General features: G+C 34.9%; 20 protein-coding genes. 7 read left to right on the top strand and 13 right to left on the bottom strand.

The genetic code is table 11. The annotated features are described in order from the left end of the window. Positions 1–41 precede the first annotated feature (41 nt). The 4 genes from BR43_RS18285 to BR43_RS18270 form a co-directional block, all read right to left on the bottom strand. Entirely contained in the window at positions 42–851 is an 810-nt protein-coding gene (locus BR43_RS18285) for a DUF2785 domain-containing protein (protein WP_034564626.1), read from the bottom strand. Between the two features lie 39 nt (positions 852–890). Continuing rightward, the gene (locus tag BR43_RS18280) at positions 891–4,118 is read right to left on the bottom strand and encodes a DEAD/DEAH box helicase (protein WP_034564624.1); all 3,228 of its coding nucleotides are present in this window, start codon (positions 4,116–4,118) and stop codon (positions 891–893) included. Positions 4,119–4,289: 171 nt separating this feature from the next. Continuing rightward, on the bottom strand, positions 4,290–7,463 hold the full coding sequence (locus BR43_RS18275; protein WP_034564622.1) for an AAA family ATPase: 3,174 nt from the start codon (positions 7,461–7,463) through the stop codon (positions 4,290–4,292). A 1-nt stretch (position 7,464) separates the two neighbouring features. Then, the gene (locus BR43_RS18270; protein WP_034564620.1) at positions 7,465–8,613 is read right to left on the bottom strand and encodes an exonuclease SbcCD subunit D; all 1,149 of its coding nucleotides are present in this window, start codon (positions 8,611–8,613) and stop codon (positions 7,465–7,467) included. A gap of 180 nt (positions 8,614–8,793) precedes the next feature. Here BR43_RS18270 and BR43_RS18265 point away from each other — a divergent pair, with 180 nt between their 5' ends. Beyond that, positions 8,794–9,411 carry a lysophospholipid acyltransferase family protein gene (locus BR43_RS18265; RefSeq protein ID WP_034564618.1) on the top strand — a complete coding sequence of 206 codons (618 nt, stop codon included), beginning with the start codon at positions 8,794–8,796 and terminating at the stop codon, positions 9,409–9,411. Positions 9,412–9,461: 50 nt separating this feature from the next. Here BR43_RS18265 and BR43_RS18260 read toward each other — a convergent pair whose 3' ends face one another. Then, entirely contained in the window at positions 9,462–10,262 is an 801-nt protein-coding gene (locus BR43_RS18260) for an ElyC/SanA/YdcF family protein (protein ID WP_051934034.1), read from the bottom strand. 315 nt (positions 10,263–10,577) lie between these two features. Between BR43_RS18260 and BR43_RS18255 the strand changes: the two genes are divergently transcribed. Both BR43_RS18255 and ppdK read left to right on the top strand, forming a co-directional pair. Next, positions 10,578–11,381 carry a pyruvate, water dikinase regulatory protein gene (locus tag BR43_RS18255; protein WP_034564616.1) on the top strand — a complete coding sequence of 268 codons (804 nt, stop codon included), beginning with the start codon at positions 10,578–10,580 and terminating at the stop codon, positions 11,379–11,381. 34 nt (positions 11,382–11,415) lie between these two features. Then, on the top strand, positions 11,416–14,040 hold the full coding sequence (gene ppdK / locus BR43_RS18250; protein ID WP_034564613.1) for a pyruvate, phosphate dikinase: 2,625 nt from the start codon (positions 11,416–11,418) through the stop codon (positions 14,038–14,040). A 59-nt stretch (positions 14,041–14,099) separates the two neighbouring features. Here the strand turns inward: ppdK and BR43_RS18245 are convergent, their stop codons facing one another. Both BR43_RS18245 and BR43_RS18240 read right to left on the bottom strand, forming a co-directional pair. After that, entirely contained in the window at positions 14,100–15,890 is a 1,791-nt protein-coding gene (locus tag BR43_RS18245; RefSeq protein ID WP_034564610.1) for an ABC transporter ATP-binding protein, read from the bottom strand. Continuing rightward, a complete protein-coding gene (locus BR43_RS18240; RefSeq protein ID WP_034564608.1) occupies positions 15,890–17,641 on the bottom strand; it encodes an ABC transporter ATP-binding protein in 1,752 nt (583 codons plus the stop codon). Before BR43_RS18240 ends, BR43_RS18245 begins: the two co-directional genes overlap by 1 nt. A gap of 32 nt (positions 17,642–17,673) precedes the next feature. Between BR43_RS18240 and BR43_RS20245 the strand changes: the two genes are divergently transcribed. Beyond that, on the top strand, positions 17,674–17,814 hold the full coding sequence (locus BR43_RS20245; protein WP_169741077.1) for a hypothetical protein: 141 nt from the start codon (positions 17,674–17,676) through the stop codon (positions 17,812–17,814). Positions 17,815–17,832: 18 nt separating this feature from the next. Here BR43_RS20245 and BR43_RS18235 read toward each other — a convergent pair whose 3' ends face one another. From BR43_RS18235 to BR43_RS18225, 3 genes are all read right to left on the bottom strand, one after another. Further along, complete coding sequence (locus tag BR43_RS18235) at positions 17,833–18,069, bottom strand: YneF family protein (RefSeq protein WP_034564606.1); 237 nt, start codon at positions 18,067–18,069, stop codon at positions 17,833–17,835. 239 nt (positions 18,070–18,308) lie between these two features. Beyond that, a complete protein-coding gene (tkt, locus tag BR43_RS18230; RefSeq protein ID WP_034564603.1) occupies positions 18,309–20,300 on the bottom strand; it encodes a transketolase in 1,992 nt (663 codons plus the stop codon). 331 nt (positions 20,301–20,631) lie between these two features. Next, positions 20,632–20,871 carry a DUF896 family protein gene (locus BR43_RS18225; protein WP_034564601.1) on the bottom strand — a complete coding sequence of 80 codons (240 nt, stop codon included), beginning with the start codon at positions 20,869–20,871 and terminating at the stop codon, positions 20,632–20,634. A 182-nt stretch (positions 20,872–21,053) separates the two neighbouring features. Here BR43_RS18225 and lexA point away from each other — a divergent pair, with 182 nt between their 5' ends. The 3 genes from lexA (at position 21,054) to BR43_RS18210 (ending at position 22,758) form a co-directional block, all read left to right on the top strand. Next, complete coding sequence (lexA, locus tag BR43_RS18220) at positions 21,054–21,677, top strand: transcriptional repressor LexA (protein WP_034564598.1); 624 nt, start codon at positions 21,054–21,056, stop codon at positions 21,675–21,677. Between the two features lie 136 nt (positions 21,678–21,813). Next, a complete protein-coding gene (locus BR43_RS18215) occupies positions 21,814–22,107 on the top strand; it encodes a hypothetical protein (protein WP_034564596.1) in 294 nt (97 codons plus the stop codon). 198 nt (positions 22,108–22,305) lie between these two features. Next, positions 22,306–22,758 carry a hypothetical protein gene (locus BR43_RS18210; RefSeq protein ID WP_034564594.1) on the top strand — a complete coding sequence of 151 codons (453 nt, stop codon included), beginning with the start codon at positions 22,306–22,308 and terminating at the stop codon, positions 22,756–22,758. Positions 22,759–22,894: 136 nt separating this feature from the next. Here the strand turns inward: BR43_RS18210 and BR43_RS18205 are convergent, their stop codons facing one another. The 3 genes from BR43_RS18205 to recJ all read right to left on the bottom strand — a co-directional run bounded on the left by BR43_RS18205 (position 22,895) and on the right by recJ (position 26,786). Continuing rightward, positions 22,895–23,641, bottom strand: a complete 747-nt coding sequence (locus BR43_RS18205) for a DeoR/GlpR family DNA-binding transcription regulator (RefSeq protein ID WP_034564592.1) — start codon at positions 23,639–23,641, stop codon at positions 22,895–22,897. 276 nt (positions 23,642–23,917) lie between these two features. Further along, complete coding sequence (locus tag BR43_RS18200) at positions 23,918–24,430, bottom strand: adenine phosphoribosyltransferase (protein WP_034564590.1); 513 nt, start codon at positions 24,428–24,430, stop codon at positions 23,918–23,920. A 22-nt stretch (positions 24,431–24,452) separates the two neighbouring features. Then, entirely contained in the window at positions 24,453–26,786 is a 2,334-nt protein-coding gene (recJ, locus tag BR43_RS18195) for a single-stranded-DNA-specific exonuclease RecJ (RefSeq protein ID WP_034564589.1), read from the bottom strand. Between the last annotated feature and the right edge of the window lie 136 nt (positions 26,787–26,922).

Here is a 26,922-nt window from a genome sequence, read left to right as displayed (position 1 = left end):
AAACCAGTCACTCAAAATTTAAAAGTGACTGGTTTTTCATTTTATGAAGTTAAATATTTTTGAACGATAAAATTAATCGAACTTGGTATCTCAGCTGCTAATACTAACTGTTGATAAAAACGTCTTGTATTATACCAACGATTCAAATACGTCAAATTATTTTTTTCATTGACTGAAGCTAGCTGTAGTTGATGTTTTTGAATTAGGCGAATAAAACTTTGCTCTAATTCAGTACTTCGATTTAAAATTGGGATAAGTCCCTTTACAAGACGTTCTTCTTCTCCAAATTGAAAACCATCTGGAAAAGCTGCCAATTTTTGAACGACACTTGTCATCATTAAAGCCAAATCAGCTTCGGTTACTAAAGGATGCCGTCCTAACCCCGCCATCAATTCACCGTAATGTGCAAAAGCATGTGCCCAGCCTTTTTCTTCATCAATATATCCCCGTGAGTCTTGCTCTAATGCTAGTACGAAACATAAGGACAGACTGATTGTAGACAGTTGCTTGGCGGATAGGAAAGCTTGCTTTGTACGATCATAATCAAGAATAGTTGCTAAAAACAAACTACTAAAACTACGCCAGAATACCGTATCATCCTCTAATTCATTGCCTTCTCTCATCAAATAGTCAGATGATACAAGTAGATTGGTTAGCTGATTCAATTGTTGAATTGAAAAACAGTCTTGCTCTACCGCTAAATAAAAAGCTGTATAGACACCTTGATCACGGGTAGCTCCATCTGGATTCCCAATATTTTCCAGTAACAAGGTCAACTGTTGTGAATTCAAAGAGGAATATTTTTGATTTTTTACTTCTTTTACTAACAAATTTACTTCTTTTCTAACCATCCATTTCACTCCTCAAATAAAATACACTATCTATGGAACTTAATCTCCAATATTTAGGATTTCACGAATATCTGCTTCGGTTAATTGAGTTAATTGTTTTGGATCATTGCCTTCTGACGTAATAACTTGATCAAATAAAGCTTTTTTCTCTTGTTGCAATTGACTAATTTTTTCTTCGATTGTTCCCTCTGCAATTAAACGCCAAACTTGTACCACTTTCTTTTGCCCTAAACGATGTGCACGACCTGCAGCCTGTTCTTCAACAGCCGGATTCCACCATAAATCGTAGAGAATAACGGTGTCTGCCCCAGTTAAATTCAAACCTGTGCCACCAGCTTTTAAAGAAATTAAGAAAACTTCCTTCTCTCCTTCATTAAATCGGTTCACCATTTCAATCCGCTCTTTTGGCTTAGTCTGACCACTTAAGTAGAAGGTTTCAATGCCCTCAGATGCTAATTCTTTTTCAATAATTGCCAACATAGATGTAAATTGAGAGAACAACAGAACTCTTTGACCGTTTTCTTTTGCTGTCTGTAAACGTTCTTTTAGTTGTTCTAATTTACCAGAATCACCCTCATAATTGTCAATAAAGAGTCGTGGATCACAACAAATTTGACGCAATCGAGTCAATCCAGCTAATATTTCAATACGATTTCTTTTGAAATCATCACCGCTCATTTGACGAACACTATCTTGAATTCGTTGTAAATACGCTAAATATACTGTTTTTTGTTCTTTTGTCATTGAACTATACAAATCTGTTTCAATCTTATCTGGTAGTTCTTTTAAAACATCTTTTTTAATTCGACGCAATACAAATGAACGAATCATTCGAGCGATTTGCTCATAAGGCAATGTTTTAAATTGCTTCATTGCTGGGAAAAATCCAGGCATAATTAATTGGAAAATTGCCCATAATTCTTCAATTTTATTTTCAATCGGGGTTCCACTTAAGGCAAAACGTTTTCTAATCGTCAACTCCCGCAATGCTTGAGCTGTTTTAGTGTGATAATTTTTAACCATCTGGGATTCATCTAACACTAATGTGCTAAACTTTTGCTTTTTATAACTTTCAACGTCTTGCCTAAAACTTGGATAAGACGTAATCAAAATCTGGTTACTTCCTGCTTCTTCAATCATTTTTTGACGCTCTTCTGCACTCCCAGTAATAACAAAGCTTTCTAATTGAGGGGCAAATTTTTTGATTTCATGATGCCAATTATACGTAAGAGAAGCTGGAGATACAATCAGAAACGGAGCATTCGTCCCGTTTTCTTCAACTTCAGATAAAATAAAGGTAATCACTTGAATGGTTTTCCCTAATCCCATATCATCCGCTAAAATTCCGCCAAATCCATACTTCGCTAACATTTTCAGCCATTTGTACCCAGTCACTTGATAAGGTCTTAGATCAGCATGTAGACCTTTCGGAATAGTGGCTTCAAAATCTTCTGGATTACTTAAATCCTCAATTAAATTTTTAAATTTTCGAGATAATTTACGCTTATTACTTTCCTCTAAACCAATTGTTTCTTGAATTTCTAATCCTCGGTAACTAGGTAAAGTAATGGTTCCATTATGAAAATCCTTTGTTACACGTAATTCAGCCAAAACTTCGCTAACTTGTTGAAAAGCCTCTGTTTCCAACGAAAGCAGTACACCATTATCTAGTTTATGAAATGACCGTTTTTCAATCAAACTTTTTAATACTTGGTCTACTTCATCTGGCGTAATGCCTTTAATATCAAATTTAACATCCAATAATGTTCCTTCATTCTGGACATCAATCGATGTTTCAGGATCGATTTGATCTAAAAACATACTATCTAATAAATCATCGACATAAACTTCTGCATCAAGTTCTAAAAAAGGGATTTCCTTTGTAAACAATGTATAGAAATCTTCGTCTCGTACCATCCGCTTGGCATAGCTTGTTTCATCACGGTGATAATCAAATTGCTTTAATGAATTTAAGATCTTCAATTCTTTTTGACTATCACGAATTACTTGAATATTGTCTTCCCCTAGCTGATTATGAGCTTCATTAGTTGATAATACTAAATGTTTGTAGTTAAAATCAACAGTGGCATGTACAGCATCCTTTTGATACGTAAAATAAATTTTAGCTTTCAAAGGTTCTTGAATAAAAGCATCTTGAATCGTATCGTCAATTGATACATCCCCGATTTTTGCTAATAAAGGTAATACATATGCTGTAAAATCAGGCATATTTACTGGGTCAATTGCTACTTCCGTCCCGTCATAACGCTGTAGAAAATTCTGTAGTGGCTGAAATGCACGTAATTGTTCCTTTGAAGGTTGAAAAATAGCATGTTTTGAAATAAACCATTGGTAGGCTTTTAAATGAGTAGTCATTTGATTATTGATATACAAGAATACTTTACCCTTTTGCTGAAACAATTCAAATGAAATAGGCAATTGTTCTTCTACAAAAAGCATCTGTTTATACTTGCTTTCTCCCACAAAAAACTGAAGTTTCCCTGTTTCTTGAATCAGTTGAATTGTTTCTTCAGCTAAAATTGGTGCAATCACTAAATAACGATCATTGTTATAAATGGATTTTGCATCTTTATTGCCAACGCCCATCATTTCGTTAGAAGCCGCTTGTTTTTGTAAAAAGTTTAAAATTAAACGATCGGCTTCGCTTAATTGAGTTTGCTTAAAATCAAGTAGTTGACTTGGATTTAAATTGAACGAACCTTGATTGCTATAGCTTTCAAAAAATTCCATAATATTTTTAACAATGTATAATTTATCCGCACCGGCTCTTAAACTTAAAGCTAGAACTTCATCATTATTACGAATCAAAGAGTTGCTAGTCGGTTTTATTTCAATTTTATATTCTAATAACAGTTCTGATTTTTCTTCTGTCGTTAAAAAGCTTTCACGATTTTCATTCAAGAAAACTCTAGTAAAAGATTCTGTTAGCTCTTGACCAGGATCTGGCAATACCGCTGCCATTTTCTCTGCATTCTCCACTGTCATAATCCGACTAACACCTTGTTCTTTTAGCGCTAATTCGACAGCAACCGTATGCTTGCAATAACCATGATCTTTCCAGTAGGTACATTCGCAAAAATCAGATTCCCTTGTAGTACCATCTAGTTCTACATGATAGATTTCGCTTCCCATCACTTCAGCTGTCCATATTTTTTTTTCTAAAAATGGCGTAATTGAAAGCACTCTTTTTTCTGCTACATAAACTCTGCCGCGATCAATAATTCGTTCTGGTATGCTCCACTTCATTCAAACTTCTCCTACTTTCTTCCAATCAATCCAATAAAATTTCTATTTATGACATTTTTTCCTATCTCACCATTGTACGCTATTCTTGAAAAAATTACACTAATTTAATTAGAAATAAGACGATATTCAATCAATTTTTATTGGCTTTTCAGAAACCTGAATATATTCTCATTAGTCCAAGTGGCTAATTTTAATCTGGCTCTTCCCTGTCCCTGAAGAAACAACTAGTAGTTTATCTGGAATTCGTTCTTTTAGCTCTTTTACATGACTAATGATTCCTAATAATCGACCTGTTCCTTCGATTTGAAGTAAGGCATCCATCGCTTCTTCTAGCGCATCTTCATCTAATGACCCAAATCCTTCATCAATAAACATCGTTTCAATCTGAATTCCACCCGCGTATTGTTGCACAACTTCCGATAATGACAACGATAACGACAACGCTGCAATAAAGCTCTCTCCACCAGATAAAGTTCGCACATTTCTAATTCCACCAGCATTATCATCATAAATGTTAATTTCAAGTCCAGTATCTGTTTTACGAGATCCCTCTTGCCGATTTAAGTCAAATAAATAGCGATTATTCGACAACTGCTGCAAACGTTCATTGGCAACAATCAAAACTTCTTCTAAGAAATACGTTAAAACATATCGCTCAAAGCCCATCTTACTCTGGTCGCTGTCTCCACTTGCAACTGCCGATAACGTAGTAATTTCGGTTAACAATTGCCATTGATCTTGAATTGATGCTGTAATGGCTGTTGCTTCCTCAACAACTTGACTATTCTGACTTAATACTTGTTCATTTGTAATCAAGTCTCGTTGCATCACTTCTTTCTTTTGTTGCAACTCTGTTAATTTCTCAACCAATGGAACCAAATCTGGTTTTTCCTGCTGTCCCAAACGTTGTGCTAATTCACTTAAACGCTGTGTTAAACGATAATCCTCCAGTTCAAATTGAGCAATTTCTGCCTCCCAAACAACAGCTTCATCCAGTTGCGCTAAGGCTTCCTCCACCTCAACTAAAGTTGAAAAGCTAGATTGGTGAATCCTATCTTGAATTTTCTGTTTCAATTGTTTCAGTTGGATTTGATTTTTATTCAATTGGGCAAGCACATGTTGCTGATGATACTCATTTTTTTTCAATTGATCTTCTAAAACAAGTTTTGTTGACTCTATTTTTTGAAATTCTTTTGACCAACTTACTATCGCTTCTTCCAATTGTTGAATTTTAGTTACAAATACGCCATTTTCAAGAAGTTCTTCGGGAATTTGCTGTTTAAACTGCGTTAATTTCCCTTTTGTTTCTAATTGTTGTTGCCAAATTATTTTCAAATGATTCGTAACAGAATCGAACTCTTCTATTGTACGTTCATAATTAGTTTTCACTTCTAGTAACTGGTGCTGCAGGTCACTTTCTGAAATCTTTTGATGCTGTAACGTTAATAGTTGGCTACCAATTGTCTCCAGTTTGGCTGTTAATGTTGCTTGCTGCTCTGGTAATGAAGTGACTGTTAATGTTTGAATAATCTGATTTTCTAACCATTGAGACTCTTGTTTATTTCGAGAATCTTGTTGAATATCTTTTTGTTTAATTAGAAAGACTTGCTGACTCTTCAATCCGGCTAATTCTTCTCGTAAGATTGTCAAATCAGCTTCTGCAACTTCTAACTCTTTTTCTAGTTGGCTAGCACTCTTTGCTTCATTTTTATCTAAATCAGTTGTTTCCACTTGCGTTTGATGAGTAAGTGGATGTTCAATCGATCCACAGACTGGACAAGGCATCCCATCTTCCAAATCTTCTGATAGACGCAGAATCTGAATTCTTGCCCATTTACTTTTTATTTTTTTATACACTTTTTCACCAGTCAGTAATGCGGATTGCTTTTCTTGAATAGACTCCTGTATCTGTTCCAATTGATTCATTGTTTGTTGCAATTGATTATCCAATTCAAGAAGATCTAGTACTATTTTTTGACTTGCTTGACTCGTAATTTGTTGGACTTTTAATTGATTAATTTCATTGGAAATTTCTTTTTGACTTACTAATTGCTGTTCCAAATTCGTCATTTTACTTTGAAAACTTGCCACTGTTTCTTGAATTTCAGCTTTATGTTTCTCAAACTCATTTACTTTTTCAGTCAATTGATTTTCTTGTTTTTGACAAATTTGATACTCTTCAATTAATTTTTTTTGTTGGTTTAATTGGATAAGTTGCGTTTCTCGTTGCCTTTGTTGAGCTTGTTCTTTTGTTTTCTCAATTAGAAGAGATTCCCACTCTTTCAATGTTTCTGACTGATTTCCAGCTTCCTTTTGAAGATTATCAAGCTCTTTTTCATATGAACTTTGCTCGTTAACTAATTCTACTTCGCGGATTAAATTAGGTTGCATCTTTTCTGCTTCACGAACTTGCCTAATCTTTACTTTTAATTCCTGAATTTTAGACAAATTAAGAAATAAAACAGCTTGCTGATTTTTTAATTCTTCTTGTTCATTAAAAAGCTCTCCCACTGCTTTTTTTTCTTGTAATTCTTGATCTGCTAATTTTTCAGCTTGCGTTATGGTGGCAAATGTCACTTTTAAAGTAGCCAATTCTTTGGTTTTCACTTCTTGTTGCTCAATAAGCCATTCTAATTCTTTTTGAATTCTTGCTTGTCCCGTTTCTACAATTTCTGGCAACTCATTTTGCCACTGAGCGTGATTCAAGGTTGTCACTAATTCTTTTTCTTGATCTTTGATCTGTAGAGCCACTTGTTTTTTTTGTTCTTTTAATTTTTCACTAAATACTCGATAAGGTTCTGTGCCAAATAGTTTCCGCAAAATTTTTTCTTTTTCATTACTATTTGCATTTAAAAAACGTCTAAAATCTCCTTGTGGTAGCATAATAATCTGTCTAAATTGCTCATCTTCAAGTTGAACCACCTCATGAACTACTTGATTCACTTCAGTAGTTTTAGAAAAATGATTCAGTTCCTGCCATTCTTGATCAAAAATAGTGATTGTTGCTTTGGCTTTAACAACACGTTCGCCATCTCCACGTTTTTTTGCTAATGTTTGCTCAGGAATTCGTTCAATTTGATAAATTTTATTTTGAGCTGAAAAAGTAAAAACTACTTTAGTTTCATCTGTTGGTCCAGCAAAAGTTGACCGCATTTCCTTTGGTTCACGATTTAAGCCATTTGTGTAACCAAATAAAGCATAACTCATCGCATCAAAAATAGTTGTTTTTCCCGCCCCAGTTTTGCCGGCAATTAAGAAGATACTATTTTTGTAAAAAGAGGTAAAATCAATAGTTTCATTTAAATAAGGGCCAAAAGCAATTAACTGCAATTTCATTGGTCTCATTTTACTCACCTTCCCCTTTCTTAGAATCCAGATTTTGTAATAACTCGTTTAGTAAGTTTTCTTGTTTTTGGGAAATCGGCTCCCCAATAACTTCTTGGTAGTACTCTTTAAATAATTCACTTGGTGCTTTTTTTTGTAGAACTTCGCCAGTTGGTCGATTCAAGGTTGCCAATAATCCACTACGATCTAAACGTTCCATTCCTAAAACATTCGGATAAACTTCCCTTAATCGGTTCATAGCGTTTGGTATCATGACTGTATCTTTTAATTTCACATAAATATAGTCTTCCTGTTTTTGGTTATTATAAAAATCAGGTGCAATTAAATCTGCAAAATAACCTTCAATTACTCGTAAATCCTTACTTGGCTGAAGGGGATAAAATTTATTTTTTAATGTTCCATCTTCCATTAGTTCGATTAATTTGAACCCTTTTTGTTGATTAGCTTCTGAAACAGAAAATTTCATCAATGTTCCCGAATACTGTAGGGTTTCTTTTTTCGTTGCATTCGGATCATGTAGATGTCCTAAAGCTACGTAATCAAAATCACGAAATAAGTGCGCAGATACTTGATCAAGACCACCAATCGTAACTTCGGTCTCTGATTCCGTGCGCAAACTCCCCGCTACAAATAAATGCGCCACTAAAACATGGTTCATTGCTGGTTCAAAATTTGCTTTCATTTCCTCCACCACTCGTTGCATCGCTAATTCATGAGTCACTAACTGCTGATCTTCAAAATAAAGACGGGCATCAATCGGCTCAAAATAAGGCAACAAGAAAAACTGAGTATTGCCAATCACAACCGGCTGAATTCCTTGCTGAATCTTAGTGTGTAAATGAAAATTCGTTTTTTCATACCAGGGTCCCCCAGTTTCCAAGCGAGTTGGGCTATCATGGTTTCCTGAAATCGCTAAAATAGGAAATTGGTGTTGAATATTTAACTCAACTAACATTTGATTTAACAGAGCAACCGCTTCGCTAGGAGGAACTGCTCGATCATACAAATCGCCAGCAATTACAATTCCATCTACTTTTTCAGCAATAGCCACCTCTAGCATTTGTTGAAATACCTCTTGCTGTTCCGCTAATAATTGAAACCCGTGAACTCTTTTGCCAATATGCCAATCAGCTGTATGGATAAATTTCATTTTAAATCTCCTTTGTTTTCTCTCAAGTCTATTATAGCAAAATAAGAAATCTTCGTGCCAGTCAATTAGAATTTTTCTAAAAAAAGAATTATCTTCTTGCTAATTATACAAATATCTTGCATACTATTAAATAAGAAAATCTCTAATTTTTGAATTTTAATACTGAAAGGTTGAGTTAATGTGTTCTATCGATTTATACGTCAGGTAGCACGATTTGTTGTATTTCTTTTAAATGGAAATTCACGTTATATCAATAAAGACCGCATACCTAAAGAAGAAGCTTATATTTTAGTTGGGCCTCACCGCACTTGGTTTGATCCTATCTATTTCGCTTTAGCAGGCACGCCAACTATTTTTTCATTTATGGCGAAACAAGAATTATTCAAAAATCCAATTTTGCGTTGGATTATGGTTCATGCTCACGCATTCCCAGTGGATCGTGACAATCCTGGACCAAGCGTCATCAAAAAACCAGTTAAATATTTAAAAGATGGGCAATACAGTTTGATTATGTTTCCTAGTGGTACCAGACATTCTAATGAATTAAAAGGCGGCGCAGCAACTATTGCCAAACTAAGTGGTGCACCACTTGTACCAGCAGTCTATCAAGGACCACTAACAATCAAAGGTCTACTTTCAAGAAAACGTGTAACAGTTAACTTTGGTGAACCAATTTATATTGATAAACGTACAAAATTAACTAAAGAGGTTATCAAAGAAGTAGAAGATCAAATGCAAGCAGCCTTTGATCAGCTCGATTATGAAATTGATCCTGATTTCAAATATGAAGCTAATTAAATAACTAAAAAAAACCAACAAAGCTAAAATTAGTTTGTTGGTTTTTTTAGTTACATAGTGCGAATCAACTGAGGATATCGTTTTTCTAAACGCTGATATGCAGCTACAACCTCTATTGGAATATCAACCTCCGCAATATAATTTTTACCAGCAGGACCGTAAGCTATTAAGCGAGGAATCTCCCCTAATAGTAAAGACAAGTAATGTTCAATCTCCCAATGGACACCCATTGATACATCTTCTTGGAAAGTAAGTATCTGATCTTTTACTTGAAGCCTAGGAATAAAAGGTGCATAATTCATCCATTTGGTCTTGATTCCTTGCCATTCTTTTTGAAAACTAGCGGCTAACCGTCGCTGCATAGTCGGATCTTGAATAAGAATACCTGTTTTTGGGATTCTTCCAACTTCCTTGAATTTTTTTAGAGATTCACTAGCATTCTCTCCTCCATTCATTGACTTTGATTCAATTAAAAGAACATTTTTGGGTACATGGTAGATTTGACATATTATTTTTTGGAAAATTTCAGCTTCTGATTGATTGCGGGTTAGTTGAATTTTTTGATAAGCTGACTCTTTTTTTATATGTTGCATTAAATGATCAGTTGTATGCCCGCGACCACCTGCAACAAAAATCCCCTTTGCCATTCCATTATGATACGCATCTGCCGCTATTTTAGCAGTAATTGGCAGACAATTCCCTGCAATTAAGATCACATCTACTTGTTGAATACCACATGCCTCATACAAGGACCGTTTGGTTAACTTTGATAAATCACGACATGCTAAATAATGACTAAGGATAGTAAAGTCATGACAATCTCTTACTAAATAATCCTTTTTTGTCTGCATCCTATACACCTCTCTTAAATAAAACACTCTATTCCACCAATTATGACGTACTATTAATAGTTGTTTAAAAAAATATCTACTCTATTAGTTTATCACTTTTTAGTGAAAGAGCAATGAATTTATCCATTTCCCAACCGACTATCTATGTATATCAACCTTTTATTTATCACGATTTGCTTTTAACTAGCTACTATTTTTCAAAAAGTAGTTGATTTTATATAAAACACACTATATAATCAAAACATCTCATATAATACGTCACATTTGATTTAACGCGCACTATTAAAAAATCTAATTTTAGAATGGAGTTTTTACATGGCAACTAAACAAAGTATTTATATTCTTTCTGATTCTGTTGGTGAAACAGCTCAAAGCGTAGTCTCTGCTGTAACTGCACAATTTCCGTCTTTAGTCCCCTTTGATTTAAATTTGTACCCATTTGTTGATAATTTAGCTTTACTTAAAGACATTTTACGAGAGGCTTTACAAAATAATGGAATCGTTGTCTATACTTTAGTCAACCAAGAATTAATTCAATATACAACCGATTTTTGTACACGCAGTTCACTACTTTTTGTCGATGTGATGGCTCCTCTAATTCATGTGCTGCATGCAACCACAGGGATGAACCCTTCTGAAGAAATTGGTGCCTTACATCAACTAAATGATGATTATTTTGATCGAATTGCAGCGATTGAATTTGCTGTTCGTTATGATGATGGCAAAGATCCACGCGGCTTTTTAAAAGCTGATTATGTTATTTTAGGTGTATCCAGAACATCGAAGACACCTCTATCTATGTTATTAGCTAATAAAACATTTAAAGTCGCTAATCTTCCATTAATTCCTGGCGTGCCTTTACCTAAAGAGCTTAGCCAAGTTCCTAAAGAACGTTTGATTGGATTAACAACCGATTTAGAGCAATTAATGACTATCCGTAAATCTAGATTGCGTTCAATGGGACTAAATGAAGATACGGCCTATTCCGATATGCAACACATCGCTGAAGAATTAGAATATGCTTATACTATTTACGATACCTATGGCATTAAACCAATTAACATTAAAGATAAAGCTATTGAAGAAACAGCAACATTAATTATTGGCGATCAAATCTAAGGTTTCATATTACTAAAAAAAAGGAGTTTTTCCCATGACAAAATTCGTTTATTTATTTGAAGAAGGCAATCAAGAAATGAAATCACTCTTAGGTGGTAAAGGAGCTAATTTGGCTGAAATGTCACGCCTTGGCTTACCTGTTCCTGCTGGATTTACAATTACAACTAAAGCTTGCCACGATTTTTTTACCCATCAGCGTCAGTTATCTAACGATTTATGCACTGAGATTGATTTACACATTGACAAACTTGAAACTAAGATGCAGAAAAAATTTAATGATTCAAAAAATCCTTTATTAGTTTCTGTTCGTAGCGGTGCTGTTCACTCCATGCCAGGAATGATGGACACTATTTTAAATTTAGGCCTAAATGATCACACAGTGGATGTTTTAGCAACCATAACTGGCAATCCTCGATTTGCATATGATTGCTATCGACGTTTGATTCAGATGTTTGGTGAAGTTGTAATGGAAATTCCTGGTAAGCAATTTGAAGCCTACTTAGACAAGCTAAAACAAACTAAACAAATAAAGCAGGATACTGATTTAACCGCAGATGATTGGCGCTTAGTCGTAAAAGAGTATCAAAAAATTTATCATGCTGCAACTAAATCTGAATTTCCCCAAGATCCCAAAGAACAGCTTTACTTAGCGATTCAAGCGGTCTTCAATTCTTGGTTTAATCCACGAGCAGATATTTACCGAAAACTCCATCAGATTCCCAGTGATTTAGGAACAGCGGTAACTATTCAATCGATGGTTTTTGGTAATGCAGGCAATACAAGTGGAACAGGTGTCGCATTTACTCGAAATCCAGCAACTGGCGAAGCTTCTGTCTTCGGTGAATTCCTATTAAATGCTCAAGGAGAAGATGTTGTTGCAGGAATTCGTACACCACTTCCTTTAAATGAATTAGCTACTCAACTACCAGATATTTATGCAGAATTTATTCAATTAGCACATATTTTAGAACATCATTATCGTGATATGCAAGATATTGAATTTACGATTGAGCAAGAAAAACTTTATTTATTGCAAACCAGAAGCGGTAAACGAACTGCTGCAGCTACAATTCAAATCGCAGTAGATATGGTGCAGGAAGGACTAATTACTAAACAAGAAGCCATCTTACGAGTTGAACCGTCCACAATTACAAAATTGCTACATCCTGTTTTTGACTCAACTGCCTTAAGTCAAACCCAGCCAATTGCAAAGGGGCTTCCCGCTAGCCCTGGAGCTGCGACTGGAAAAATTTATTTCGATACGGAAGCTGCACGGTCTGCCAAAGAACGTGGTGAAAAGATCATTTTAATGCGCCAAGAAACCTCTCCTGAAGATATTGAAGGTATGGTCATTAGTGAAGCTATTGTAACCAGTCGCGGGGGAATGACGTCTCACGCTGCTGTAGTGGCTCGAGGAATGGGTACCTGTTGTGTTGCTGGGTGTGGTCAATTTCTTATTCAAGAACAAGCCAAACGAATTACCTATGCAACTGATAAACAGCTTTTTGAAGGAGATCTTATTTCTGTTGACGGAGCTACAGGCGCAATTTACCTTGGCGAACTCAAGATGGAAAGTAGTGCTGAAAACCCAGCATTAAAAACCTTTATGAATTGGTTAACTGCTTTTTCACAATTAGGCGTTCGAGCCAATGCAGATACCTTAAAAGATATCCAAACAGCATTAGATTTTGGTGCAGAAGGTATCGGCTTAACTCGTACCGAGCATATGTTTTTTGCTGAGGAACGCTTGTTAAAAATGCGCCAAATGATTTTAGCAAATTCTACAACACAAAGAAAACTAGCACTATCTTCATTGCTAGATATGCAAATGCAAGATTTTACTGAATTATTTACGCTTACGGCTGGTAAACCGATGACTATTCGTTTATTAGATCCACCCTTACATGAATTTTTACCTCATACAGCAGCTGAGATTGCGATAGTTGCAAAAGAAATGCAACTTTCTGAAAATGATATTCGCAATCGCTTAGCTGACTTAACTGAAACCAATCCAATGTTAGGTCATCGTGGATGTCGCCTAGCTGTCAGCTATCCAGAAATTTATCAAATGCAAGTTGAAGCCATCATGAAAAGTGCTCTAATTAGCGAACAAAAAGGAATCACCATGACTCCAGAAATTATGATTCCATTAATTGGTAGTGCCACTGAACTGCATTTTGTTAAGAAAAATCTAACAGATCTCATCCAACAACTTCTTTTAGAAGCAAATAGTCACATGACCTATAAAATTGGAACAATGATTGAAATTCCCAGAGCTTGTCTAACTGCTGATGAAATTGCCAATGAAGCTGATTTCTTTAGCTTTGGAACCAATGATTTAACCCAATTAACCTTTGGCTTTTCAAGAGATGATAGTGGCAAATTTTTAGGAACTTATTTAGAAAAAGGATTATTAACAGCAGATCCATTTCAAACTTTAGATATTGCAGGAGTTGGTTCTTTAATTGAATTCGCCGTGAACAAAGCTAGACAACAAAAAAGCACCTTGAAAATTGGCGTTTGCGGTGAAGTTGGTGGAGATCCCCTTTCCATCGCCTTCTTCCAAAAGCTAGGCTTAGACTATGTTTCTTGCTCCCCATACCGGGTTCCAATTGCACGTTTAGCTGCTGCTCAAGCTTCTATTCAGCAACAATCATGATAAGACTAAACCCCACTTGTAACAATTCAGTTACAAGTGGGGTTACTTAATTTTTTACGTTAGGATGCTGCATTTTCGCTATTCTGTAGACGATACATATCATAATAGACCCCGCCTTGTTCAATCAATTCTTCATGGGTTCCACGTTCAATAATCTTCCCGTGATCTAATACTAAAATCAAATTCGCATCACGAATCGTTGATAGACGATGGGCAATCGCAATCGTTGTCCGCCCTTGACGCATCTTCTTCAACCCATCTTGAATAAGTGTTTCAGTTTCAGTATCAATATTGGCTGTGGCTTCATCTAGAACCAAAATTTTAGGATCGATAACAATCGTCCGTGCAAATGAAATCAGCTGACGCTGACCACTTGAATAACTAGCTCCACGTTCAATTACTTTAGCATCATACTGACCCGGTAATTCTTCAATAAATGAATCCGCTTGAACAAAACGTGCAGCTTCTTCAATTTGATAATCGGTGATTTTAGAACTCATTAAACGAATATTTCGCTTAATATCACCATAAAATAAAAATGAATCTTGTAAGACTAATCCCATCTTCTCTCGAAGCTCTTCAATCGGGTAATTGCGAATCGATTGGCCATCAATGAGAATATCTCCTCGATTAAATTCATAAAAGCGCATCATCACATTGATAATCGAACTTTTCCCACTACCTGTATGCCCTACTAATGCCACAGTTTCACCTGGTTTAGCAGTAAAACTAATATCCGTTAAAACATCATGCTCTCCATCATAGGAAAAACTGACATGTTTAAATTCAATCTCTGCTTCTTGAATGACTGCATTTGCATCCGGATTCTGCTGCGGAGTTAGACTTGCTTCATCCATAATTCGCAAGACACGACTACTAGAAACCATTCCATCTTGGAAAATACTTAAATTATCCATCATATTCGTCATTGGATTAAAAAAACTTTGAGCGTAAGAGATAAAGGCATAAATCACCCCAATGCTAATTGGTTCAGATAAAGCATTGTATCCAAAAATACCTAAGATCACCGCTAATGAAAAAGTATACAACAAATTAATAATCGGTCCTAATAACAACGCATTAATCTTCACCATTGAAACGCGCGATTGATAATACTCACTATTTGTTTGATTAAATTCTTTTTGCAGTCGTTTTTCTTGGCGAAATTGTTGAATAATTCCCATTCCAGAAATAGATTCATTTAATTTTGTATTTAATTGACTTAATTTTTCTCGCATTCCACGATAGACTTTTGAGCTAAAATGTTGATAATACCAAACGACAACCGCTAAAACAGGCAAGAAGGCTAAGCACCACAACGCGATGGTTCGATTCAATAAAAACATCGCGGTAAAAGCCGAAATAACTGCAAACATACCTTGTAGAACCGTTAAGAAAACTGCCCAAAACTCTTTAATCGTTTCCGTATCATTCGTCACTCGAGAAACAATTGAGCCAGCTGGTGTTTGGTCAAAATAACGCATACCTAAAGTATGCAATTTTTCAAATAATTGATTACGAATATTTTGAACCGTTTTTTCTGCCGCCATATTAAATATATACATCTGACAGAATAAGACAATAATTTTAGTCAATGTTACGCCAAAATAAATCGCTGCAAATGTAATAATAATTTCAGTCGTAGCTTTTTTAGGTGTTAAATAACTATCCATAAAAATCTGTAACACTCGCGGTAAGAGAACATTAATAATCGCTAAACCCGCTCCAAAAAACACCGCAATAAAAAATTGTTTACGAAAAGGTTTTGCAAAAACAAACATCCGCTTTACAATCGAAAATTGTTCCTTCAAGGGAATTGATTTTTGCCAATCAGACTTATGATTTTCCATTATTTAGCACCCCCTTTAAGTTCTGCTTCTAATTGTTGGCGATCAAACATATCTTGATACCAACCATTTAATTCAACTAATTCTTGATGATTGCCACGTTCAATAACTTCACCATCATCTAAGACAATAATTTCGTCCCCATGCATGACACTGCTAATTCGATGAGCAGCAATAATTGTCGTTTGTTGTGCTCGTTCAGTTTTTAAAGCTGATAAAATAGCTTCTTCTGTTTTAGCATCGACAGCCGATAGCGCATCATCTAAAATCAACAGTTCTGGATTCGTAATTAAAGCTCTTGCAATTGAAATGCGTTGTTTTTGTCCACCTGATAAAGAAACACCACGTTCACCAACTAATGTATCATACCCTAAAGGTAACCCCATAATGTCTTCATGGATTGCAGTTAATTTAGCCGCTTTAATTACATCTTCTTCACTTAATTCAGGGTTTGCAAAACGAATGTTCTCACGAATAGTTGTTGAGAATAAAAACTGATCCTGTGGTACATAGCCGATACCATGTAGCAAAGCATTTAATGAGTAATCTCGAATATCATGAGTGCCAAAGCGTATTTCTCCTTGGTACTCATCGTATTCACGTAATAAAAGTTTGAACATCGTTGTTTTCCCTGATCCGGTTTTTCCAACAATGCCTAATGTACGTCCACGCTTTAAATTAAAATGAATATGGTTCAAAGCTACACGATCGTCTTCTGGATAATTAAACTCATCAACTTTATAGTCAATATCCCCTTTAACCAACTGCTGAATCGCATCTGGATTCTCAATAATCGAAGATTTTTCCGTCAACAATTCTTGAACTCGATCATAGCTGGCACTTCCGCGTTCCAAAATATTAAATAAACGACCAATAGCAAACATCGGCCAAACTAACATCGCAATATAACTAATAAAAGAAATCAGTTGACCAATTGAAATTGCACCAGACATCACATATTTCCCACCTAAAATAATGGTTAACACATATGAAATCCCCATAATAAAAGTAATTGCTGGATCAAATAATGAATCCACTAAATAAACACGTTTATTTTTTTCAACAACATTGTCCGTTTGCTTTTTAAAATCTGCGACATCTTCTGCTTCTTCACCAAAAGTCTTAATTACTTTGATTCCACTAATACTCTCTTGGGTTTTATCATTCATCGTTGAAAAAGCAGCTTGTGCTCCTCTAAAGCGAACATGTAATTTAGAACCTAATACTCGTGATGCTACTGCCAACATTGGTAATGGAATCAAGGCAATCACCGTTAAGCGCCAATCAACAAAAATCGCCATCGCTATGATAGTTGCACCACCTGTAATAATCGAATCAGCTAAGGTTAAAATACCTCCACCTGCTACCATTTGAATTGCAGATAGATCATTTGTAGCATGAGCCATTAAATCTCCTGTTCGGTATTTTTGAAAAAAGACATGGTCCATTTTCGTAAAATGCTGAAATAAATTTGTTCGTAAGGTTTGTTCTAATTTTGCCGCACTTCCCCAAATATTTAAACGCCAAATATAACGGAAAACATACTGACCAATTCCAGCTGCAACTAAAATCAGAATCCACTTACTTAGTGTTGCAAAAGTCATTTTCCCAGTTGCAATTTCATCTACAACTACTCCAATAACTCGTGGTGGAATTAATTGAACCAAAGCTACTAAAATTAGAAAAGTAACTCCGATTATATAAGATTTTTTTTCTTGCTTAAAAAACCAACCTAACTTCTTAAAAATACTCATCTTGTGTCTTCACCTACCTATTCTTTATTTAAATGATTAAAACTATTTTAGATAATGAAAAAACAAATCAGAAAAGTCCGGTTTTCCGTCTAAGTTTATTCCCAATTCTAAGCACAAAAAGACGAGCAGAAAAAAATCTGCCCGTTTATACAAAAAAAGGAACTCTGAAATAAGTAATCTAATTCCAAGTATTATTTTTTCTTGTTTGCCTTTTCTGTTTGCACTTGCATAGAAGCCATCATCTGTTTGATTTTCTTCTCAGATGGTTTTTGACCCATTTGCATCATTAACATACGTAGCATATCCTCATTAACGGGAGGATTCTTTTTAAAATAATCCATCATTGTTTTTCTTGCTAAGAAATAACCGCCGACAGCGCCACCAACTAAAGCAAGAATAATTAATCCAATACTTAACCAAATATTCATTTCAATTCACTCCTTCCTAGACTTCTCAATTATCAATTGTACTAGATTACGACCTAAAAATAAATAGATAAACTCGAGAATCTTGAAAAAAATAACATTATTTGCAAAAATCCCCTGTTAAAAGTAGTATTATGTTTCATTCTTGTCCATTTCAAGTCTGCTATAGTGCGATTATTTAGTCTGATCTAAGTAAAAAAACAAGACCGAAATGAATCTTCAGCCTTGCTTTAAGTTATTTTTTAAAGACCTTTAAAAGTTGAAACAACATTTTCAACCGTGAAACCATATTGCTCAATGACAATATTCCCTGGCGCGCTTGCACCAAATTTATCGATTCCAATCATCGCTCCATCAAGTCCAACAAAACGTTCCCAACCAAAAGTTGCGCCCATTTCAATTGAAACACGTTTACGAACAGCTGTTGGTAAAACACTTTCTTGATACGCCTTGTCTTGTTTCAAGAATAAATCAAAACTTGGCATTGAAACAACAGCTACATCTTGTCCATCCGCTTTCAAGACTTTTTGAGCCTCGATAGCCAATGCTACTTCTGATCCTGTTGCAATCAAGATTCCTGCTGGAGTTGCGCCATCTTGTGGTGAGATTACATAACCACCTTTAGCTACATTTTTACGTGCATTTTCTTTAGTGCCTTCGATAACAGGTAAGTTTTGACGAGTCAAGACAAGTACTGTTGGATGGTCTGTTGAAGTGATTGCTTGTTCCCAAGCTGCTACAACTTCATTTCCATCTGCTGGACGAATTACTGAAAGATTTGGCATACCACGTAAACTTGATAATTGTTCAATTGGTTCATGTGTTGGGCCATCTTCCCCAACTGCAATTGAATCATGTGTTAAAACATACGTTACTGGTGTGCTGGTAATTGCTGCTAAACGAATCGCTGCACGGAAATAGTCAGTAAAGACAAAGAATGTTCCGCCATAAATCCGAGAGCCACCATGTAAAGCAATTCCATTCATAGCTGCTGCCATTGCAAATTCACGCACACCGTACCAAATATTACGTCCTTCATATTGACCAGGTTCAAAATCTTTTTCCCCTGTAACCATTGTATTATTTGATGCTGATAAATCAGCTGATCCACCCCAGAAACCTGGAATTTTTTTAGATAGTGCTTGAATTGTTTCACTGCTTGTTACACGAGATGCAGCACTTGCACCAAGTTCATAAACTGGCAGTTCGCTATCCCAATCACTTGGTAATTTGCCAGACATTACTTGTTCAAATTGAGCTGCTAATTCTGGATAAGCACCTTTATAAGCTGCAAAAGTTTCATTCCAAGTTGATTCAGCTTCTGCACCCTTATCAATCATTGTTTCTTTAAAACGTGCAGTTACTTCAGCTGGAACTGTAAAATCAGGATAATCCCAACCATACACTTTTTTAGCAGCTGCAATTCCTTCAATTCCAAGTGGAGCTCCATGAACTTTAGATGTCCCTTGATTTGGTGCCCCAAATCCGATGACAGTTTTCACTTCAATTAAAGTTGGTTTTTTCGTTTCAGCTTTTGCTGCTTCAAGAGCTTTCTCAATCTCAGCTAAATCATTACCGTCTTTAACTAATATATGTTGCCAGTTATATGCTTCAAAACGTTTGCCTACATTCTCAGTAAAGGCTTTTGAAGTTGGTCCATCTAATGAAATATCATTTGAATCGTATAAAACGACTAATTTTCCTAATTCTAGATGTCCTGCCATACTTGCTGCTTCTGCAGACACGCCTTCCATTAAATCGCCATCCCCACATAATGCATAGGTAAAGTGATCGACAATTTTGTGTCCTTCTTTGTTATACGTAGCTGCAATATGCGCTTCAGCCATTGCCATCCCCACAGCATTCGCAATTCCTTGACCAAGCGGGCCAGTTGTTGCTTCAACTCCATCTGTATGATGAACTTCTGGATGTCCCGGAGTTTTACTTCCCCATTGACGGAAATTTTGTAAATCATTGATTGTTACTTGATAGCCTGCTAAATGAAGCATGCTATATAATAGCATTGAGCCATGTCCTGCTGAAAGCACAAAACGATCACGGTCTACCCAAGTTGAATTTTTAGGATTAACTTTTAAGTGTTTTGTCCAAAGAGTATACGCCATTGGAGCAGAACCCATCGGTAAACCAGGATGTCCTGAATTTGCTTTTTGAATCCCCTCAATACTCAGTGTTCTAATCGTGTTTACTGCAAGTTGGTCAGTTGTATCGAACAATTAAATCATCCTCTCGGTTTTTATACCTTTATTCTACTGTTTTATTTGCATTTGTGCAACGCTTTCTAGCAAGTTTCTCATAGATTTTTCTTTTTGTAGCACTCTTCCTTTATCTTTTTAGGTAAATAAAACCTTTATACAACTAGCTTTTGAGTTCTTAAAATCCACTTAATTTTAACATAAAATTTAACAATAAAAACTTTCGTTTTTTTAAATTTAAGTATTTTTCACTATTATTCATATCTAAATTACTTTTTAACTTACCAAATTTAGATTTAATTATAGATATTAAAAAAGTTCACTAAGAGATTTTCTTAGTAAACTCATTTTTTTAGCGACCATGTAGTCCCTTTTCTTTTTGAATGTCTTTTAGCTTATCTGGTGTGACATCTTTTCCATCATCATCTACGACTTTCATTCCCTCAATATGGTTACGCATTCCACCACGAAACGCAGCTAAATACTCTTCTCTTAATTTTTTTTGCTCAGTTTGTTCTGTTAAGGTTAATCCGTCGGCCTTAGCCTTATTTGCCAATTCATTAATACGTGCAATTTTATTTTTTCCTAACATAATCCATTCACTCCATCTCTTTCATTCTACTTACATTACTATACCAAAAATAATCAAAAAAATATATTCCTTTGATTATTTTTTTATTCTAAAAAAGTAATACGAACATCTGTTTGATTTTTATTCAAAACTATGGTATTCTATATTCAAGAAATCATAAGAGAAATGAGGTGCACTAAATTATGCGTAAAACACCAGAATCAAGACAGATTGAGGTACTTCAGTACATACATGAACAGGTGCAATTAAAAGGTTATCCACCAACTGTTCGTGAGATTGGTACTGCAGTTTCCCTCTCTTCAACATCAACTGTTCATGGGCATCTTTCTCGCCTTGAAAAGAACGGTTATATCCAACGTGATCCAAGTAAGCCCAGAGCAATTGAATTAACAGCTGCTGGTCTTTCAAAGTTAGGTGTGCCTTCTGATAAAATACCTTTATTAGGAACTGTAACAGCTGGTGAACCAATTCTAGCTGTAGAAGATGCTAGTGACTACTTTCCAATTCCACCGCATCTTAATTACGATGCAGATTCATTGTTTATGTTAAAAATTCGTGGTGAAAGTATGATTAATGCTGGGATTCTTGATGGTGACGATGTCATTGTACGCAAACAAGCAAATGCTGACAATGGTGATATCGTTATCGCTATGACAAATGAAGATGAAGCAACATGTAAACGATTCTTCAAAGAGCAAACCCATTATCGTCTACAACCAGAAAATGATACATTAGAACCAATTATACTAGAAGAAGTAAGTATTCTTGGAAAAGTAGTTGGACTTTATCGTAGTCATATTTCTTAAACTTAGCAATTTCATAGTATTCATGTCAAGTTTGTTCTTGATTTGAATACTATTTTTATTATTTTAAGTCCTATTAGTTGTTTCTACTTTAATTTGTGCTAAAATCTAATAGGTGGATAAAAAAGGAGGAAAAAAGATGGTTGCATTTTTATTTTATTGGTTTAGTTTATTAGTTCAAGTTGCTTGGATCGTTTTAAGTATTGGTCTTTGCGGAATGTATTTGAAAAATAAGGAAAATGGAAATTTATGGGCTTTCGGCGCATTAAATATTCTTTCTATTCTTTACAGTTTAGTAGTTATTTGGATTTACAATACATGGGATTTTGGAGTTAAAACATCTGGAAGCTTTATGATTATTGTTGGTATTCTAGTAGTATTAACTATTTTAGAGTTTATCTTAGGTCGTGAACCTAAAGCAAAAACTGCTTAATTAACTTTGCTTGCTCTTATAAAAAAAACAGAAATCTACTTAGATTTCTGTTTTTTTGTTCACAATTACACAACTTCTTTTAAAAAATATCATTTTCTTCTATTTTTTATACCAAATTTGTTATATGATTGTTTTTGTTAGAATTTCCCATTCTTATATTAAAAAAATATCAATATACTTGTAAAAAGGAGTTTAATGATGGACTATATTAATGAAGTTAATTACATAGACGAACATAAAGAGCAACTGTTTGATTTATATTACTCTGACTACTATACAAAAACAAATGAATATCTACTTAGAGAAAAAGAAACAAATTTTGCGAATGAACAACGAAAACAAGGAATTTATTATCTTGGTTTAGCGATAGATAATTTCCGAAATGATCAACCTAATGATAATGTTTGTCGTTACCTTGCTGAGGATCGTGCAGCAATGGGAACCCCCTTAAAAGAGCTACATGCCTACTTTTTTGAATTTCATACAGCCATTTTAATCTTTTTAAAAGATGCAATTGATGCCGGTGACTTAAAGCGAACTCATGAAGATTTATTAGAATTCTCTCGTGATCTAACAAGTTATATCGCCTTTTTCTTTTATGCCATCTTTGAAGCTTATCAAAATTATATAAATGAGTTATATTTTAATTAAAAAACACCAACATATAAAACTGCAATTTATATGTTGGTGTTTTTTTATAAATTTTATTAGCATAGTTTTCAAAATTAATTTATTTCCGTTTACAACACGCTATCTCCTATTATTTTCAATCAAACGTAACTACCTATCAATAAAGGATTTTAGTTCTTTCATCAAATAAATCTCGTTGTCTCTTCGTTGGTTCTTCATTTGTAATCCAAATATCAATATCTTGGAGGTTTAACCCTTTATATGGTGCATTTTTAGTAAATGTTGTATTTTCTGCAAGGAGAATTACCTGCTTGCTTTGTTTTTTTATCAATTTTTTAATGTAGGCATCTTCCTGATGTTTAAAATAAACGCCAGCTGAATTAATCGCTCCTGCCCCAATAAATGCACACTCAAATTGAACATCTTGAACCAATTCCGCCTCGTTCAATGAATAAAAAAAGCGATCATCCTGATTAAATGCTCCGCCTAATAAGTGCAATGAAACAACTTCTTTTCCAGAAAGCGCAATGCTATTATCTAGTGAATGTGTATAAACTGTTATCGTTTTTTTTACTAGCTGTGAAAGTTTCAATACCGAAGTTGAAACATCAAAAAAATAGAACTGGTTTGACGTAATAAACTGATTAGCTAATTGCGCTATTTTTTCTTTTTCTGGTGTTAGTTGATACAAACGATCACTGTAGCTGGGAATTGATGTCTGAGAAGCTATTTTCATAATCCCCCCATGAGTTCTTTTAACCGTCCCCTCTTTTGATAAAACTAGTAAATCTCTACGAATCGTATCTCTTGAAACAGCAAAATAAGTAATCAATTCATTCGTTGATAATTCGTTTTTTTGCTGAAGTAATCTTTTTATTTCGCTAATTCTTTTCTCTTGGGTCATAACTACACCTCCTTAGTTCATTTTATAAGTATTTTTAAGTAATTTCAAGTATTTTTGTGTTTTTCCCAAAATTAAAACGATCTATACCTTAGGTCCAACTAAAAAATGAGTGAGGTAAAACTATTATTTTGAAACTAATAAGTGAAATAAAAAACTGCAAGAAATCAACATTTATAAAAATGGATTTCTTGCAGTTTTCTCTATTTTAAAAATCGTATCGCTTATGATACTAAATCAAATAAAAAGTAATTATATCAACTTTTTAAAGAGTTAGTCTTAATATTCCATCAATGTGAAAATATCATAGCCTTTAATTTTATCACGGCCATTTAAATCCATTAATTCAATGAAAAATGCTGTTCCAACAACAACTCCACCTAATTTTTCAATTAGCTCAATAGTTGCTGCAATCGTTCCACCTGTTGCTAATAAATCATCACAAACTAAAACCTTTTGACCAGGTTTAATTGCATCTTGATGAACTTGTAAAATGTCTGTTCCATATTCTAAACCGTAGCTAACTTCTACTGTTTCACGAGGTAACTTGCCCTTTTTACGTGCAGGTGCAAAACCAATACCTAACTCATACGCAACTGGACAACCAACAATAAAGCCACGAGCTTCTGGCCCAACAATCATCTCAACACCTTTATCTTTTGCATATTGAACAATCTGATTTGTTGCATAACGATAAGCATCACCATCAGCCATTAAAGGCGAGATATCGCGGAAAATAATTCCTTTTTCGGGAAAATCTACCACATCAGCAATATATTTCTTTAAATCCATCTTAAAAAATCCTCCATTCAGCCTAAGCTGGTTTATTTAATTGATCTTTAATCCAGGTCTCAAGCTCAGCGAAGTGGCTATAAACCAGTATTTTTTCAGCCTCAATTTTGTGTAAACGATTCTGATAAGTTGTTGATTCAGTCAATTCACACTTTGGTGCATCTTTAACAAAATTCATAACACCGTTATCTATTGTAACAAATCCTATATCAAAAAACACGTGAATCATAAAAATTAAATGATTTTCTTTAATTTTTAAATAGTCAGCCAATACTTTTAAACGATGGCGAATATCAACATCCTTGTGACTAGCTGCAAATTTAAATAGCTCACCAAACTGTCCACGACTAGGCATTCCATTTAAATAGCACTCATCCTGACTATAAAAACATGCATACACACGCTCAGCTTGACTATTACGCAATAATTCGGTAACCCATTCCGTTTCATTAGGACAATCTACAAAAACTAAACTTCCTTTTGTAACGATAGTCTCTTTTACTTCATTTAATGATTGAAGATAGGAAGCTGTGCTTGTATTTGGTATCTTATTTTGATTGTTTTCATAATTTTTTTGATTAAAGAAAACAAATTCAGCATCTGTTTGTTGCCAAATCGATTCCGGCAGATGTGTCCCACGCAAGTCAAAAATCTGTACTCCATCAATTGCGATATCTTCCAACATCAGCTGTGGTTTTTTATTGCCATTCCATTCATTCACGCTTAATTGCCCAACAACTGAAACTTCAGCTTCTTGACTCATTTCATCGGCTACAGGACCAAACTGAAACCCAATAACATCTAGTTGATTTCCTGACTGGACTAGCTTCATTTTTAAATGCGCATTGTTGCCACCAATTTTACGAATATCCTGTCCTTGCACATGTTCAATTAAAAAACTCGGTTTAGGATTATCTGTTCCAAAAGGTGCTAAACGAGCCATTTCATCAATCGAAGCAATGGTTATTTCTTCAATTTTAATAGTTTCATCAATTTGAAGCTCACCACCACTTGTATCTGATAAATTATTTCGCTCCCAGAAACTATTTAGTTGCTCTTGTAACATATCTAAATTTTCCAAAGGTAATGTTAAACCAACAGCCATATGATGTCCGCCAAAATGTGTCGTCAAACCACGAACTTCATTGATAGAGTCATATAAATGATACGTCGAAATACTCCGACCGGATCCTTTTGCTTCATTCGTTTCTTCATTGATGGTTAAAACAATTGTTGGTTTTCCAGTCTTCTCAACAACTTTACTAGCAACAATTCCCAGCACACCTTCATGCCAATTTTTCCCCGCTAAGAGTAAAACAGCTTGTTCAGTTGATTGATTTTGAATCATTTGAAAGGCTTCTTCAGTGATTTCAGCTACATAAGCTTGACGTTCTTCATTTTTTTGGTTAATAAATTTTGCTAAAGTCCGCGCTTCTTCGTCATCAAATGTAGTTAACAGCTCCACTGCCGGTCCGGCTTCTCCAAGTCGACCTACTGCATTTAAACGTGGCGCAAGAGTAAATCCGATAGTCTCCTCTGTAATCGCTTCTTGACTAACACCAGCAACTTTGATTAAAGCGCCTAGGCCGATTCGTTCGGATACTTTTAACACACTTAGTCCTTGCATCACTAATGCACGGTTTTCACCTGTTAATGAAACTAAATCTGCAATCGTTCCAATAGCAACCAAATCCAATAACTCAGTAGGAAATTCACCGAGTAAAGCTGTCGCTAATTTAAACGCAACTCCCACTCCGGCTAAATCCGCAAAAGGATAGGCGCCTGCTGGATGACGAGGATGAATAATAGCAAAAGCATTTGGCAATTCTGCTGGCAATTCATGATGATCGGTAACAATCACATCAATTCCTAGCTCACTTGCCCGTTGAATTGCCTCATGTCCTGCAACACCATTATCACAAGTCAAAATCAAGCCAGCACCATTTTCGATGATTCGTTCAAAAGCTTGAACATTAGGACCATATCCATCTGTAAAACGATTTGGAATATAAAAATCAACCTCTGCACCAAGCATCTCTAACGTTTCTTTTAAGACAGAGGTGCTTGTCACACCATCTGCATCATAATCTCCATAAATAACAATTAATTCTCCAGCTTCAATAGCTGCCGTAATTCGTTCAACTGTCTTCTCCATATCATGCAGTAAAAATGGATCATGAATCCAACTTTCATCTGGATTCAAAAACGCATCGGCTTTTTCTTTAGTATCTAAGCCACGATTCACTAATAACGTTGCAAATAATGGCGAGCTTCCTAAGTGTTCACTTAGTTCATTGCTCTTATTTTTATCAGACAATTGACTGGCTAGTTTCCAGTTCATTCGAGATTTTAACAATCAAATCACTCCTAACTTGCTTATTATATCATATTTAATAAAGGAACGAATCATATATACTGAAAAATAATTCTTTGTTTTCCCCCACCTACTATTTTTTTGTTTTTTCACTTTTTATAGGCAATTTAAAGAAAAA

This window comes from Carnobacterium gallinarum DSM 4847 (assembly GCF_000744375.1).
GTDB lineage: Bacteria > Bacillota > Bacilli > Lactobacillales > Carnobacteriaceae > Carnobacterium > Carnobacterium gallinarum.
Note: the sequence above shows the minus strand (reverse complement) of the source record. Positions and strands in the feature narration are given on the sequence as shown.